General features: G+C 64.1%; 9 protein-coding genes and 1 pseudogene. 4 read left to right on the forward strand and 6 right to left on the reverse strand.

Annotated elements, in window-relative coordinates; translation table 11 throughout:
* The 3 genes and pseudogenes from ABCN07_RS00520 to ABCN07_RS00530 all read right to left on the reverse strand — a co-directional run.
* Positions 1-1,470, reverse strand: coding sequence for a hypothetical protein (locus tag ABCN07_RS00520; RefSeq protein WP_343004919.1), 1,470 nt, complete (start codon positions 1,468-1,470; stop codon positions 1-3).
* Entirely contained in the window at positions 1,467-3,245 is a 1,779-nt protein-coding gene (locus tag ABCN07_RS00525; protein ID WP_343004920.1) for a histidine kinase N-terminal 7TM domain-containing protein, read from the reverse strand. The genes ABCN07_RS00520 and ABCN07_RS00525 overlap by 4 nt, the downstream gene beginning before the upstream one ends.
* 194 nt (positions 3,246-3,439) lie before the next feature.
* Positions 3,440-4,531: pseudogene (locus ABCN07_RS00530) on the reverse strand (ATP-binding protein); the annotation flags it as partial.
* 413 nt (positions 4,532-4,944) lie between these two features.
* Between ABCN07_RS00530 and hypB the strand changes: the two are divergent.
* From hypB to ABCN07_RS00545, 3 genes are all read left to right on the forward strand, one after another.
* Positions 4,945-5,718: a hydrogenase nickel incorporation protein HypB gene (gene hypB / locus ABCN07_RS00535; protein WP_343004921.1), complete on the forward strand. Its 774-nt coding sequence runs from the start codon at positions 4,945-4,947 to the stop codon at positions 5,716-5,718.
* Between the two features lie 49 nt (positions 5,719-5,767).
* On the forward strand, positions 5,768-8,557 hold the full coding sequence (locus ABCN07_RS00540) for an FAD-dependent oxidoreductase (RefSeq protein ID WP_343004922.1): 2,790 nt from the start codon (positions 5,768-5,770) through the stop codon (positions 8,555-8,557).
* 62 nt (positions 8,558-8,619) lie between these two features.
* Entirely contained in the window at positions 8,620-8,964 is a 345-nt protein-coding gene (locus tag ABCN07_RS00545; protein WP_343004923.1) for a hydrogenase maturation nickel metallochaperone HypA, read from the forward strand.
* Here ABCN07_RS00545 and ABCN07_RS00550 read toward each other — a convergent pair.
* Together ABCN07_RS00550 and ABCN07_RS00555 are read right to left on the reverse strand one after the other, a co-directional pair.
* Positions 8,961-10,385, reverse strand: a complete 1,425-nt coding sequence (locus ABCN07_RS00550; RefSeq protein ID WP_343004924.1) for an MATE family efflux transporter — start codon at positions 10,383-10,385, stop codon at positions 8,961-8,963. The genes ABCN07_RS00545 and ABCN07_RS00550 overlap by 4 nt on opposite strands.
* 225 nt (positions 10,386-10,610) lie before the next feature.
* Positions 10,611-11,525 (reverse strand): LysR family transcriptional regulator, encoded by a 915-nt coding sequence (locus ABCN07_RS00555; RefSeq protein WP_343004925.1) that lies wholly within the window; start codon positions 11,523-11,525, stop codon positions 10,611-10,613.
* A gap of 216 nt (positions 11,526-11,741) precedes the next feature.
* Here ABCN07_RS00555 and ABCN07_RS00560 point away from each other — a divergent pair, with 216 nt between their 5' ends.
* Positions 11,742-13,094, forward strand: coding sequence for a Na+/H+ antiporter NhaC family protein (locus ABCN07_RS00560; protein ID WP_343004926.1), 1,353 nt, complete (start codon positions 11,742-11,744; stop codon positions 13,092-13,094).
* A gap of 227 nt (positions 13,095-13,321) precedes the next feature.
* Here ABCN07_RS00560 and ABCN07_RS00565 read toward each other — a convergent pair whose 3' ends face one another.
* A complete protein-coding gene (locus tag ABCN07_RS00565; RefSeq protein WP_343004927.1) occupies positions 13,322-15,988 on the reverse strand; it encodes an NTP transferase domain-containing protein in 2,667 nt (888 codons plus the stop codon).
* Between the last annotated feature and the right edge of the window lie 40 nt (positions 15,989-16,028).

The following is a 16,028-nucleotide window of genomic DNA, read 5'->3' on the forward strand; positions in this document are numbered from 1 at the left end:
TCACCTCTCGGGAATGCCGACATTGATAACGAAGGGGGATTTGCTCGCGATTTCGAGGAAACCGCCGAGGGACTCGACGGCGCGTCTCATGCCCGCGATGCCTGTGCCGCTCGTGATATCCGCGTTCTTTGCCATGCCGTCGCCGTCATCATGCGCGACGAGCGTGACGTAGCGGGCGCCGTGCGAGGCCTCTTTGCGCCCAAGCTGGATTTCGACCGTGTGGGCATGGCCGTGCTTGCAGGCGTTGGTTGCCGTCTCGCGGATGACGTCGACGAGTGTCGCCGCCACCCGAGGGTTTGTGGGCAGCTCACCTGTGACCTCGATCTCTACGCCCACAAGGGCGAACGCGGAGACGACGGCGGCGAGGGCGGTGCCGGCATCCCCGGCATCCCCGCGCAGGTCATTCATGACCGTGGCGATGAGCTCCTTGAGCTCTGCGACGGAGGCGTCGTCGATGCGCTGTTCCTCGAGGTACCGGTGGATGATGGAGAGGCGTTGGCCAACGACGTCATGGACGCGGGCTCGCATCTTTAGGTGCGCCTCTCCCTCGGCGACGAGGCCGACGAGCGACATCTGCTCCCGAATGGCCTCGGTTGCATCTTTGAGGTCGAGGTTTGCCCGCCAGAGATTGCGATTGGCAAGGGCGAGGTCGGTCACGTCGAGTGCGAGCGTCATTTGCCTCTCGTCGTTCTCTAATATCTCCCTAGTGAAGAGCTTGTATGTATCGTTGGGAAGACGAATGAGGAGTTTCTCGTTTCCCTCGCCTGAAAGCAGCGGGATTCCCTGCAAATTCGCGATGGTGCGAAGGGGCTCCGCAACGCGGTCGAGGCGCTCCCACATGTCACTAAGGTCTCCAAGGTCGGTCGGGAGATCGAGAATGCCGAGCGTGCCTCGCATGGTGTTGTTCATAAGCGCGAAAGCTGATCTGTGTTCTGTGGCGAGGATGCCCACCGGAATGACGTTGACGGTCTCGATGACGGAGAGCTTCGAGAGCTTTTCCGTGCGACGGATGGCGTCGACGCAGATCGCCGCGGTGGTCCTGAAGAGGAAGTACGCCACGTCGAGAATCGCGACGATGGTCCAACTTGGACCGAGAAGCCTGAGCGCGGGCGGCGTACAGAGCGCCATGAACGTTATCTCCGGAATCATCACCGGATGTTTCAGGTAGATGCAAAAGGCGATGCCGTATACCACGGTGATGACATTGCCCCAGAGGAAGTGACCCCATTGGGACGTGAGGATCGTGTCCGCCGCGAAGGTGCCTGTGTTCGAGAGGACGCCAATCATGTAGTCCGCTGCGAGGAAGAGGTGGTTCGCGACGCCTATCTCGTAGTAGAGGCCGATAAAGGCGAGGCGGCGGTTGCGTCCGGCTGCGGTGAGGGGGACGTGGACGAGCTGGAGGCAGCAGCTGATGAAGCTACCCACGAAGAGCAGGAGCAGGGATGTCTCGTTGAAGATGCCGGGCATCATGCGTCACCTCCCAAGCGGACCCTAGCGACGAGCCTGAGCTCGCCGGCGTCACCGGAAAGGACGAAGATCACGTCGCGCGCCTCGAGGGTGCGCTCGAGCTCGACCGCCTGGGGTCGAGCCAGGAGGTCGTCATCATCGTCAGACTCGAGCACCGCGCGGAGCTCCGCCGTTCCGTCGGGGCGAGTGCCAAGGTGATAGAGCAGGCTGGGCTTCTTCGTGTCGAGCGCAACGAAGGCGAAGTCATAGATGCAGTCATAGAGCGTGCTCATCTCGCTCGTGGCGAGGGCATGGGGAAGGTCGACGGCGGCGGCGCAGTCGATGCCGACCGCGCGAAGGTCGCTCGCGAGCTCGTTGGCGATGAGGACGATGCGGTCTCGGTTGAGCTCGGGGTCCTCGCTGGTCGAAAGGACAAGGGAGCCTTTGCGCTTGCTATAAGCGACAAGCATGCGCGCCCGTTCGACCTCGCGCCGGCGTTCCTCGTCGTGGCCGGGGCCCTCCGGAAGCGTATCCAGGATTCTCGCCGCCCGTGAGAGGGACGTGGCGAGAGCTGCCTCGATCTCATCAACGAGCTTGCGCTCTGCCTCTACGCCGGCGAGGGCCCTGGCAACCTGCACTTGGGCGCCAAGCACCTCGCTGTCGCGGAGGAGCTCCGCGTGGACCTGCTCGAGCTCGGCATGGACATGGTCAAGATCGCTGACGTCCTGCGCGAGAATTGCGGCCCCGCCCGAAATGGGCCAGACCCTCGTGACCTCGTGCTCGCCCGTTCGTATGGAGACGGCCCCGTCGCCCTTGCTCTTGGCGAGTTCTTCGAGCAGGTGGCGGACGGTGTCGCGCCGGACGGACTCCGCCTTAGTTGTGGCGAGGTAGGTTTTGCCGTCGAGGTCGACAATGCGCAGGTCAAGGGGGATCTTCGCAAAGGATTTATCGAACCTGACCTTGGACGGAATGAGCCCGAGGTCGAGTGAGAGTTCGAGGGCCGTCACTACGAGCGAGGCGTAGACGAGCGAGAAGTTGAGGCGCATTGCGAAGGGGAGGCGGAACACGTAACCGAGCATGTAGAGAACGCCAACCAGAAAGACGCCCACAATGATGGCGATGAATGTGCGGAGGTGCTTTCGCGACGCGCGGGCGAGGCAGGCGAAGAAGCCGGTGTAGCAGAGGACGTTCCAGATCATGAAGAGCCAGTAGCCGCCGCGGTACTCATACTCACCCACTACGCCTGGGTTAGGCGAGTCGAACGAGAAGACGAGCCGATGGAGGTTGTTGGAGAAGACGAGCACGATGAGGGCACAGGCGAGGGCGATGAGGCCGCATTTGATGTCGCGGGCGGCGGGGGAGCGGTCGAGGCCCGCGGCGCGCCCGCCAATCAGCAGGGTGAGCAGCGGGATGACCGTCATGGGGACGTAGTAGAAGTACCAGCAGAAAATGCCGAGCCAGAGGCTGTGCGTCTTCCACTTGATGATGGCGTCGAGCATCCAAAATACGAGGAAGATCGCGATGCCAGCGAGGTAGATGCGGTTCTTGCGGTCGAGGCAACGGAGATAGGCGGAGACCCCCCAGAGCGAGAAGACCGAACTCGCGATGCGCATGTGGACCGCACGGTCTCCCATCCGCCTGAACCGGACGTTGCCATGCGGAACCGGGGGAATGGGCGGCCCCGCAAGGGCCATGGCGGCGATGACGAGGGCGAGGAACACGACGGCGATCGCGCCACAGACGACGAAGGCCCCGCGCTTGCGGGCTAGGTTTCTTGCCGACTTGATTGGGCTGGCCATCGTCACCTCCCCATGGCGAGACTCATGTATCTTCGGTATTTCTAGGATACGCGACCGTGGGTGGGTCACGTGTCCCAAGCTCGCCATTCTCGGCGCGCGGGCAGACGGGTGGGCGTGCGGGTGCGTGCGGGCGGCCGGGCGCTTGCGCGGGTGGCGTGCGGATGCGTGCGGGCCCCGGCCGCTTGCTCTCTCTTTTACTCCTCGCGCCAAAGAATCTTCTCGTTAACGAAATCGAGGAGGTGGGGAACACGCATACGGACAAGGCCATAGCCCGCGGCCTCGATGACGCGCTCGCGAATAAGGCTCGCGCGGTATTTGCTTGCCCATGCGCTTGAACGCTCACATCGCCGAGCGATATCCGCCAGGCGCGACGGCCCTTCCTCGTCCCGGGCCATTGCCTCAATGAAGAGACGCTGCGGACTTCTGAGCCCGTAGTAAACAGGTGCACAAACTGCATCAAAGAAGGCCTCGCGAGCGTCGCGAACGCCAAGCTCGACATCAACGGGTTCAATCGTGTCGGATCCACGTTTGTCCGCGGATCGCCACATGTAGTAGCCGACGAGCTGAACAAGGTAAGGATGGCCGCCGGAATGACGTGCGGCGAGCATAGCAGCATCGAAGCCGATTTCCTTGCCCGCTCGGTTGACGGCCTCGACGTATGAATCCCTGACGTCGGGAATCATGACGTCGCCAAGGCGCTCTTTCTGCGCGCGACGTAAGAAGGTAAGGACCTTATTGTCGAGCAGGTCATCCACGGAGGAGGGAAGTGCGGCGAAAACCATGGCGATGCCGCGCTTCTGGTCATCCGGCAGCGGGCTCATATCCTGGTCTGCGATGACGTGTTGCAAGGTGGTGGCGAGGGTGACCATGTCTTGCTCCGACGCCGCTTGTGCCTCGTCGACGGTGAAGACAATGCCGCGACCGGGTTCCATTTCTGCGAGGCGAGCGTTGATGGCATCGCGTAGCGTGAGGGCACGTTCCTCGGGCGCCGTGATGGAAAGGTTGCCGAGACTTGCGCTGACGACGCCCCCGATGCTCACTGAAGGACTGATTGAGGCGGCGTCTACCCGTGCCTTCCTGGGGGAGAGGGCTTGGAGGAGACGGTCGCACATGCCCCGTGAGGCTGTTTCCGGGAGAACCGTCCATCCACGCGCGACGGCCTCGCGGCGAAGTTCGCCAAGCATGACGGTCTTGCCATAGCCTCGGTTTCCGCTGATGAGCATGAGCCTCCCCGGTGCGCCTGCGCCATTTTCGAGGCCTTCGACGAATCCATCGATTACGCCTTGGCGCCCGACAAGGACCGGGGTATCTTGCCTGCTGTAGGTTTGAAGGGGTTCGTGGCCACCGCGTCTCCTTTGGCGTGATGCTGGGCGGTTTGTTCGTTGCCCGTTTGATTGAGATTTACCAACTTATACCAATTTATACCGAATTATACCGAGGCTACGAAGGCCCTCAGCACCTTAGTAATTAAGGAGGAGGATGGCTCGGAGCTTACGGTTTTCGAAAGCTAGCCTGTATTGATCATCCAAGCTATGCGACATATTGCCCGTCTCGCGCACGCGCGGGGCGGGCAATTTATGTCTCTGCCGTCTGGCGATTGCCTGCGGGCGTGAGTCGCCTGCTCCTGTACACTCAATTAGATTATGTAAATCACCCGCATGTGTCCATGGGGATGAGCGTGGCTTACGAGGGGAGCGACATGGAAGATACCGAGAAGGACGCGCGCGAGCGTGAAGTCCGCGTCATCGAGGTCAAACAGAGCGTGTTCGCGAGCAACGATCGCGCGGCGGACGCTCTCCGCGACGAGCTTCGTGCTCGCAAGACCTTCCTGCTCAACTTGATGAGCAGCCCCGGTTCGGGCAAGACCACAACGCTCGCACGCACCATCGAGGCCCTTGCCGGCGACCTTTCCATCGGCGTCATGGAGGCGGACATCGACTCAGATGTCGACGCGCGCGCCATGGCCGCGACGGGTGTCACGGCGATCCAGCTCCACACGGGCGGCATGTGCCACCTCGATGCCGCCATGTGCCGTCAGGGCCTCGCGGAGCTCGAGGCCGCTGCCGAGGCCGCGGGCACGGCTCCCCTCGACCTCGCGATTCTCGAGAACGTGGGCAACCTCGTGTGCCCGGCGGAGTTCGATACGGGCGCGAGCGTGAACGTCGCGATCCTCTCCGTGCCGGAGGGTGACGACAAGCCCCTCAAGTATCCGCTGATGTTCGAGGTCTGCGACGTCGTCCTCGTCAACAAGATGGACGTGGCGCCGTACTTCGACTTCGACCTCGCACGCTGCGAGGAGAACGTGCGCCTGCGAAACCCCGGTGCCAAGGTCATCCCGATGAGCGCCAAGACGGGGGAGGGCATAGACGCATGGGCGGCATGGCTGCGCGCCGCCGTCGCCGCGTGGAAGACCGGCACGTTCGAGAAGGCTACGCCGGCCAACAGCGAGGCCCCGCACTATCCAGGCGAGTAGCGGCGGGCTACGTCATCCGCCCCTTACGCCCCAACCCAGAGGAGTGACCATGATCATTAACGGCCCCGGCATTTCCTACACCGAGCCTGACATCGGATCCGAGTTCGTTCCCGAGCTTCCGGAGAACCTGCGCCCCAGCATCGTGGCCCTCTGCAAGCACTGTACGAACCGCCTCCTCGGAAAAGACGAGCTCCTGCCCTATGAGTACTGGAGCTTCGCCGAGGCCGCGACTGACGAGCAAGCTGACATGCTCGTCAAGCTCAAGATGCGCCAACCCTACACGCTCGAGGCCGCTGTCAAGGCGACGGGCATCCCGCCGGAGAAGCTCGAACCCATGCTCGACGAGGTCTCCTACGTGGGCCTCCTCGAATACAACTGGGAGAATCCCCAGCATGAGAAGCAGTGGGTTCTCCCCATGCTCGTGCCGGGATCGGCGGAGTTCCTCAACATGCGCTGGAGCCAACTCGAGGAGCACCCGGTCTTCGCCAAGTTCTTCGAGCAGGCCTCGAAGGGCCCGCTCTCTCGCGCGACGCCGCTCGTGCCGCCCGGAGGCGCGGGCATCGGCATGCACGTCATTCCCGTCGAGCGCGCCATCGAGCACGAGAACCAATCCATCTCCATCGAGCACATCAAGCACTGGCTCGACAAGTACGACGGCAAATACGCCGCCAGTGCCTGTAGCTGTCGCATGAGTCGCCAGCGCATGGGCGAGGGCTGCGGTGACGACTTCAACGACTGGTGCATCGCCGTCGGCGACATGGCGGACTACGTCGTCGAGACGAACCGCGGCCACTACATCACGCGCGAGGAGGCCCTCGACATCTTCCAGCGTGCGGAGGACAACGGCTTCGTCCACCAGATTACCAACATCGATGGCGAGAACAAGATCTTCGCCATCTGCAACTGCAACGTGAACGTCTGCTACGCACTTCGTACCTCGCAGCTGTTCAACACGCCCAACCTCTCGCGCTCCGCCTACGTCGCCCACACCGATCCTGCCAACTGCGTGGCCTGCGGTCGATGCGTTGAGGTCTGCCCCGCCGGCGCCGTGAAGCTCGGCCAGAAGCTGTGTCAGAAGTCGACTGGCGAGGTGCCTGAGTATCCACGCCAGGAGCTGCCTGACGCCGTCAAGTGGGGCCCGGAGAAGTGGAGTCCCAACTACCGCAACAAGAACCGCATAGAGACCTACGACACGGGTACCGCGCCCTGCAAGACGGCCTGTCCGGCGCACGTCGCCGTCCAGGGCTACCTCAAGCTCGCGGCCCAGGGCCGCTTCACCGAGGCGCTCGCCCTCATCAAGCGCGAGAACCCGCTGCCCGCCGTCTGCGGCCGTATCTGCAACCGTCGCTGCGAGGACGCCTGCACGCGCGGACGCGTGGACGAGGCCATCGCCATCGACGAGGTCAAGAAGTTCATCGCCCAACTCGACCTCGACGCCGAGACGCGCTACATCCCACCCCAGGTCCGTCCGAAGGTAGAGGGTGACTTCGAGGAGAAGATCGCGATCGTCGGTGCCGGCCCCGCGGGCCTCACCTGCGCCTTCTACCTCGCCGAGAAGGGCTACAAGCCCGTCGTGTTCGAGAAGAGCGAGCGCCCCGGCGGCATGCTCACCTATGGCATCCCAGCCTACAAGCTTCCCAAGGACGTGGTCCAGGCCGAGGTTGACGTCATCGAGGCCATGGGCGCGGAGTTCCGCTATGGCGTGGAGGTGGGTCGCGACGTCACGCTTGCCGAGCTGCGCGAGCAGGGCTTTAAGGCCTTCTACATCGCCATCGGCTGCCAGGGCGGACGACTCGCGGGCGTTCCTGGCGAGGACGCCGAGGGAGTGACGGTTGCCGTCGACTTCCTTCGTGAAGTCGCGACGGAGCAGCTTGACCGCGGCACGGCGTCACCCGTAAGCGGGAAGGTCGTCGTCGTGGGAGGCGGAAACGTCGCCATCGACGTCGCGCGGACGGCCGCCCGCCTTGGTGCGAAGAGCGTCGAGATGCTCTGCCTCGAGTCTCGAGACATCATGCCCGCCTCGAGCGAGGAGGTTGCCGAGGCTGAGGCTGACGGCGTGCGCCTCTCCTGCGGATGGGGCCCGAAGGAGGTCCTTGCACGGGACGGCCACGTGACGGGCATCGTCTTCAAGCGCTGCACGCGTGTCTTCGACGAGGACGGCCGCTTCGCTCCCGAGTATGACGAAGGCGACACCATCGAGCTTTCCTGCGACCAGGTGGTCATGTCCATCGGCCAGTCCATCGTGTGGGGAGATCTGCTCGAGGGTAGCGTTGTCGAGCTCGGCCGCGGCTCCGGTGCCGTGGCGGATCCGAAGACCTATCAGACCGCAGAGCCTGACATCTTCGTGGGCGGCGACGTCTACACTGGCCCCAAGTTCGCGATTGATGCTATCGCCGCAGGTCATGAGGCGGCGGTCTCCATCCATCGCTTCGTCCAGGGCGGCACGCTTACCATCGGACGCAACCAGCGCAGCTACGTAGCGCTCGATCGGGACGACGTGGACTTCGGCTCGTATGACACGACGACTCGCCAGGAGCCCGCGATTGACCACGACCGCGAGAAGGCCGAGCCCTTCGGCGAGTACGTGCGCACCTTTACCGCAGAGCAGGTCATGGCCGAGACGGCGCGCTGCCTTGGCTGCGGTGCGTCGGTGGTCGACCCCAACAAGTGCATTGGCTGCGGCCTCTGCACCACGAAGTGCGACTTCGACGCCATCCACCTGTCCCGCGAGAGGCCCGAGTGCTCCACGATGGTCAAGTACGAGAAGAAGGTGCCGAGCCTGCTTAAATATGCGGCAAAGCGCCAGGTAAAGATTATGTTTGGTGGCAAGGGCAAGTAAGCTTTGCCACGCGCCCGCCCGTCGCCTCGTGCCGGGCGGGCGCGCCATCGCTTGGGGGACGCGTGCACGAGCTGGGAATCGTCTTCTATATCATCGACGACGCCAAGAAGGCGGCGACGGACAACGGGCTGACCTCCGTGCGGCGCGTGACGCTCGACCTCGGCGAGGTGTCCGGCGTGGTGCCGGACCTCCTTCAGGACGCGTGGACGTGGGCGTGCAAGCGCGATCCGATGATGGAGGGATGCGAACTCGAGGTCTGCGAGAAGGAAGCGGCGAGCGTCTGCGAGACATGCGGGACCGAGTACGGAACTGTTGCCCATGGGCGCATCTGCCCCGCGTGCGGCAGCGAACGCACGCACCTCTTGCACGGGCGCGAGGTCATGATTCGCGAAATCGAGGCGTACTAGGCGGCCGCCTTCTCGCGACGAGCGTAGATCTTGCTCGGGCGGATGATCATCAGGGCGATGAAGACGAGCAGCGTCGTGGAGCCAAGGCTAATGGGATAGATTGCCAGAAGCCTCAGGAACGAGGGCGCGGCGGGGAAGACCACGCTCACCCAGAAGAAGCGCCACCCGCATACGCTTATGGCCGTGATGAGGGCCGGCGGCAGCGAAATGCCAAATCCTCGCAGGTAGCCGCTCATGTTCTCGTAAGCCATGCTGAACATGTACGACGGGAACAGGACGCATATCCTCAGATATCCCAGCTCGACCACCGTGGGGTCGGGGTTGAAGGCCGCCATGATCTGCCTGCCAAATCCCAGCAGGATGGCGAGCACGATAAGCTCTGCGACCTCCGCCTCCGCGAATGCGATGAACAGAATCTTCTTACAGCGCTTGATCTGGCCGGCGCCGTAGTTCTGGCCCACGAAGGTGGTGCAGGCCTGGCTGAACGAGTTCAGAAGGTTGTAGACCACGTACTCGAGCGACAAGACCGCCGAGCTCGCGGCCATGACCTCGGTGCCGAGGCTGTTGATGCAGGCCTGGATGACGATGTTCGCGAGGGAGAAGACCGCGCTCTGGAGGCCCGCAGGCAGGCCGATGCGCACGATGCGTCCGAGGACCTGGCGGTCAATGCCGAGCTCGCGGGGGTTCAGGCGGATGGGTGAGTCTATGCGCACGAGGCGCACGAAGAGGATGGCGGCGCTGATCGTGTAGCTGATCGCCGTTGCCGCCGCGGCGCCGCCGACTCCCAAGTTCAGTACGGGGATGAACAGGAACACGAGTGCGACGTTGACGAGGGAGGAGAACGCGAGCGCCTGGAGCGGCATCTTCGTGATACCGACACTGCGGAAGATCGCCGCCTCGAAGTTGTAGAGCATGATGGAGGGCAAGCCCAGCAGGTAGACGCGCAGGAAGGTGAGGGCCTGGGCGAGGTTCTCGGGCGGTACGTTGAGGAGGCGGAGGAGGGGCGCGGCAAGCAGCTCTCCTACGAGCGTCACGGCGAGGCCAAAGACGGTGAGCGAGACCGAGCTGTGGACCGCCTTGTGGACGGTGTCCCTGTCGTTCGAGCCAATTGCGTTGGCAATGACGACGTTCGTGCCAAGCGCGATGCCGATGAACAGGTTGAGCAAGAGGCTCGTGATGGGCGTGTTCGAGCCGACGGCGGCCATGGCGGCGGGGCCGGCCTCGCCGGAGAGGTGGCCAACCATCATCGTGTCGATGAGCGAACTCATTTGCTCGAGGATGCCGGTGAGCGCGACGGGCAGGGCGAAGGCGGGGATCGTGCGCCAGAGCGAGCCGTGAAGCATGTCGAGCCTGCGACGGCTACCAGCAGAGTGTTTCTCGTTCGTCTCTTCGCTCTGAATCGCGCTCGTCTCTTCGCCCATGCCACCTAGCCCTTCGCGTGCGCCCTGTTCGACAGCCCTAGTCTAGACGCGCCGCGCCTGCGTGCGCAACGCTTTTGGGGGACTGAGGGTGGATTTGTAACGGGTACGCGGCGGCGTGCCTACGCGCGGCGGCGTGCCTGCGTGCGGTGCGTGCGAGCCCGTGCGTGGCCCACGAGCGCCGGAGCTCCCGCGTGCGGGCGGCGGCGTGCCTGCGCGCGGCGCACACTACAGGCAGTCGTAGGCGATGTCGGCGAACTCGTCGATGACGTGCCAGCGCTGCGGACTCGCGGGCAGGCAGAGGCTGATCGGGTAACTTGCGCTCGGGCCCAGGTCATAGAGCAGGAGCTCGCGGCGCTGAAGCCTGCTCGTGATGACGTCGAGCAGGTTGAGGGGGCAGATGCAGGCACCGATTCCGTTCAGGGCTAGCGCCAGCAGCGTGTCCATGTTGCGCGAGCTCGCGCGAACGATCGGCTTGAACCCGGACCTGCCAAACAGCTCGCTCGCGATGATACCCGTGACGTCCTCCGGTGGGCTTGCCACGAACGGGCATGTGGCGAGAGGGGAGAGGTCTCCCTCGGAGAGTGGCTCCGCGATGGCGTGCTTGTCGATGCCGACGTTCTGCAGGAGCCCCTCGCTCACCAGGAGCGCCGTCTGCTCGCGGTAGAGCGGGGTGGCCTCGATGCCGGGCACGGGGTGCCCCGCGACGCCGATCGCCACGTCGATCTTTCCCTCCGCGAGCGCGAGCATGATGCCGTCGTTGTCGTTCTCAAGGATCCTTATCGCGACGTTCGGGTATTTCTTGCCGAGTGCCGGCGCGATGCGGGGGAGGACCGCACGCCCGCGGGTGAAGGACACGCCGATGCGCAGCGTACCGGTCTGCTCTGCGGAGTCGCCGGCGAGCTGACGCCTGAGGCTGCGCATCTCTGCGGAGAGTCGCTCGCAGTAGGCGAGGAAGGTGTCGCCCTGGTGCGTGAGCCGCAGGGGGACGGAGCGCTCGATAAGAGTGCATCCGAGCTCGCGCTCGACTCCGGCGATGTGCGCGGAGAGCGTCTGCTGCGTCACGTGCAGCCGCTCCGCCGCCTTCGTGAAGCTGCGCTCCTTCGCGATCGCCTTGAAGTACTCCGCCGTCTGGAAGTTCATCTCGTCTCCCCGCCCACGCGACCTGCAAAAGGGACAGTCCCTTTTTCAGGTTTTCCTTTGGCGCCCGCGATTGAAAAAGTGACAAAGGGACAGTCCCTTTGTCAACTCGTGGTCACAAGTATAGATTGTGGCAATCACTAAAAGCAACAGTTTGAACGTGTGGATATCGGGGCGCATAGTGTGGTGGCAAGCGGGCGGAGGGAGACCCGCGACGACGTGGATGTGGAGGATGCCTTGGCGGAGATCGTGGTTCTCGGGGCGTTTTGCGCGGAGCTCATCGCCTGCGTGGTGCTTGGCGTTCCCATGACGTTCGCGCTCCTTGTGGGTCTCGCCATGTTCTGCGGCTATGGTCGCTATCGTGGCCATGGCACTCGCGAGCTCGCCCGCATGTGCGCGGACGGCGTCTGCTCCGCGAGTGGTGTGATCCAGTCGTTCATCCTCATCGGTGCCCTTACGGCGCTGTGGCGCGCCTGCGGTACGGTCTCCCAGATCGTGGTCATGGTGACCCCGCTCGTGACCCCGGCAACCGCGCCCCTTTCGGTCTTCCTGCTCTGCTCGCTCATGTCGTTTCTCACGGGCACTGCGTTTGGCACGTCCGCCACGATGGGCGTGGTTAGCATGACGATGGCGAGCTCCATGGGTGCGAACCCGCTGGTCTGCGGTGGCGCGGTGCTTGCCGGCGCCTACTTTGGAGACCGCTGCTCCCCGATGAGCTCGAGCGCCCTTCTCGTCCGTTCGGTCACCGGCACCAGGATGTCTGACAACTTCAAGGCCATGATGCGCTCCTCGGCGGTTCCCTTTGTGGGTACGGTCGCGATCTACGCCGTGGCGGGCCTGCTCCTCCGCCCGAGTGGTTCGTTTGGCTCCGCCTCTACCGCCACGGCACTGGCCGCTTACTTCGATCAGGGCATCGTCGCCCTGCTGCCTGTGGTTCCCGTCATCGTTTTCCCGCTCATGCATATCGGCATGAAGCGCTCGATGATGGCGAGCATCGTGGTCGCAGCCCTCGTGTGCGTTGTCTTCCGCGGCATCGCGCCGATGGATGTCGCCGCTTTCAGCCTGCTTGGCTTCCGCGCCTCGGATCTGCTCGTCTCGAGGCTCATGTCGGGCGGTGGCGTCGTCTCGATGCTCAATGTGACCGCCATCGTGTGCCTGGCCTCGTCCTTCGTTGGCCTCTTCGAGGGGACCGGTCTTCTTGACGGCGTTCGCAACCATATGGAGGAGGTCGCGGACAGGATCACCCCCTTCGGAGCAATCCTCGCGGTGACGGTGCCGGCGAGTATGGTTGCCTGCAACCAGACTCTTGGCATCATGCTCGCGAGCCAGCTCTGCGAGAACGTCGAGCCCAACAAGCGCTCGCTGGCCCTCGCCCTCGAGGACTCTGCTGTGGTCATCTCGCCCCTGGTGCCGTGGTCGATCGCCTGCACCGCGGTCATGACGATGTGCGGCGCCCCCTCAGCCTGCTGGGTCACCGCGGTCTATCTCTGGTTCATTCCCCTCTGGCACCTGCTCTGCAGCTTGCGCTCGCAGCGCACCGGTCGTCTCGTCCCGGCGATTGCCTGCGAGTAGCTGACGCGGCAGCGATGCGGCGGCGACGCGGCTGACGTCGCGCCGGTCTGCCGCGTATCGCACCGCGCGCCTAGAAACGAAAACCTACCTCTTGTAAGGAATCGGGCCCGATTTCGGTCTCGAAACCTTACAAGAGGTAGGTATCGGCGATTTGAGAGGCCCCGCGCCGGGGTGGGCGTGAACCGCGGTGCGCTCCGCGCCGGGGTGGCCGCGAACCGCGCCGCACGCTACTTCCTCGGACGGTACGCGGGGTCGACCTCCTGCAGCTCGGCGAAGGAGTCGATCTCGATGATGTGCGAGGGGTTGCACTCGCGCACGTGCACGTCGTAGTTCTCGGCAAGGACGCGACAAGGCACGTCATCCCAGAAGATCTGGCGGTTCTCGTCAGACATCTCGAACGCGACGGGTAGGTCGCGAGCGAGCTTGGCGCCGTCCTCGGCCGTCCAGTAGGAGAGGCCGACCATCTGCCAGCAGTCGCGGCCGAGGTCCTTGGCGAGCTTCGTGATGCGGCCGCTCTCGTCCGTATCGAAGTACCAGTCGAGCGTCTCGTCAACGGGGAATCCCAGGTAGCTGCTCTGGTACTGGTACTTGCTGATGTAGCGCGGGTCCGTGAGGTAGAGGTCTGACTCGAAGGCGTAGGCGTTCTGGAAACACTCGGGCACAGCCTTGACCGCCGCCACGGCGGAGGAGATGTTGTTCGTTTCGGCGAAGATGGGGTTGTCGATGAAGTGGATCCCGGGGTATTGCTTGAGCAGGACGTCGAACTCGTCCGGCAGGTAGCCGCGGATGACGTAGATCTCCTCGATGCCCGCGGCGAGCACGGCGTCAATCAGGCGCTCGATGAAGCGTTTGCCGTGGACGCGCACGAGTGGCTTGGGCGTGTTGACCGTGATCGGCAGCATGCGCGAGCCAAAGCCCGCCGCGAAGAAGACCGCTCGGCGCGCGCGATAGGGCTCGAGTGACATGAAGCCCGCCGTGGTGAGCGAGGCACCCACGCTCGTGCGGTTGACGAGGCCCTCGTCCGCGAGCTGCGCAAGCATGGAGGCGTCCGCCTCGTTGCCCTTTCCGCCTTCGACGGCGACGAGCGCGTCGAACTCGGGGCGCGTGAGGGCGTGGAGGTTCTTGCAGCTCTCGTCCAGCATCTCCTGCGCGGCGGCACTGAAATCCTTTGCGGCGTCATACCAGATGCGCGTCCACTTGCCGACCGGCGCGCCCTTGCACTCCTTGAAGAGCGCCCAGACGTACCAGTACCAGCCCACGACAGCCACGCATGCGGTGCAGTGCAGCAGCTCCTCGTCGGTCGCCTCACGGCCGAAGTAGTAGGGCAGCACCTCGAGCGCGCGCTTGACGCTATAGCCCGAGCCCTGCGCGATGAAGTTGCCAAAGTCGCAGCCGTAGTCGCCCATGGCCGCGTACTCCCAGTCGATGAGGCAGATGTCGTCACCGGTAACGAGGAGGTTCGGGCCGTAGAAGTCGTTGTGGCACAGGACGGGGGCGCCGGCGCCGGTGCGCATCGGGCCAACGAGCTTACCGATTTGCTCTGCGAGCTCGTCGAAATCCGCGGGCAGCGGCCAGCCCTCCTCCTCGAGCAGGTGCCAGATCCGCTTTGCCTCGTCGTAGAAGTCGAACTTCCAGGGCGAGGTGGCGCCGGACGTGTGGAGCGAGCGCGCGATCTCGAGCGCGTGCCTGACCTCGTCCTCGTTCTCATAGTCGAGCTCGTGGCAGCCTTCGATGAAGCGGCTGAGCTTCCAGCCGGTCTTGGGGTCCTCGTGGATGAAGCTCGAATCGAGGCCCAGGTCAGAGGCAATGCCGAGGGCGTAGGTCTCCGCCTCGCGGTTGATGATCTCGTCCGTGCCGGCGCCGGGGTGACGGTATACGTAGCGCACGCCCTTGCAGGTGAAGAGGACGGACAGGTTCGTGAGGCCCGAGTCGAGCGGGCGGACGTCCGTGATGTCGTCGCGGCCGCAGCTGAGCGTGCGGCAGATGTTGTCGAGGATCGTGGAATCGACGTTCTCCATGAAGGCGGTGTCGAAGGCGCAGAGATCGCCGAGGTAGTCGAACTCGTGGATCGTGTCGCGAGTGAGCTTGCGGGCGAACATGTGCAGCTCGTCGACGTGCTCGATGAAGATGGTCTCCCAGAGCTTGCCCTCGGTCTCGGGGAGGTTGTACTCGTCTTCGAGGATGTCGAGGTAGTCGTCGGCGAAGTCCTGGTCGAGGTAGGCCGGGCCCTCCATGCGCCAGGCGACGTCGGTGTCCTTGCGCGCGGCGACGATAAGGTCGTTGGCGCCGAGGTCGAATGCCTGCTTTGCGCCCTTGCCCTGGGTGCGCACGGCCACGCAACTGGAGCGGTACTCGTACGGGTGGAAGAGGTTTTCCTCGTAATACTGGTCCGCCGGGCAGACGTAGGTGTTGCCAAGGTAGCTGCGCGCGCTCCAGAGCGACGCGTGGTTGTTCCTGGTGGCGTATTCCGTCGTCTGGACGAGCTTTACGCCGAGCTTGTCCTCGAGGTAGTAGAAGCTCTCCTTCATCGGTCCGACGACCACGTGGATGTCCTCGACGCCCGCCTCGCGCAGCTGGCGGATGAGACGCTCGATGAGGACCTCGCCCCTCACGCGGAAGAGCGCCTTGGGGCGCTCGAAGGAGAGCGGGGCGAAGCGCCTGCCGATGCCCGCGGCGAGGATGATGGCACCACGCACGCGGAACAGCTCGAGCGCCTCGCGTCCGGCGTCGGTGATGGAAAGGTCGCTCGCGACGAGGCCGGCTTCCGTCAGCGTGCGAACGGCCTTGTTGACCGAGCCGAGCGAGACGCCGGCGTTGGCGACGATGTCTCGCTGCGTGGTCGCGGGCTTGGTGGCCAGCGAGGAGAGAACGCGGAACTGGATGTGCGAAATCATTGACGGTCCTTCGTTTGTTGGAAAAGTTGACAAAGGGACA

The organism is Collinsella sp. 1033st1_E11_1033SCRN_220408 (assembly GCF_039062465.1).
Taxonomy (GTDB): Bacteria; Actinomycetota; Coriobacteriia; order Coriobacteriales; family Atopobiaceae; genus Parolsenella.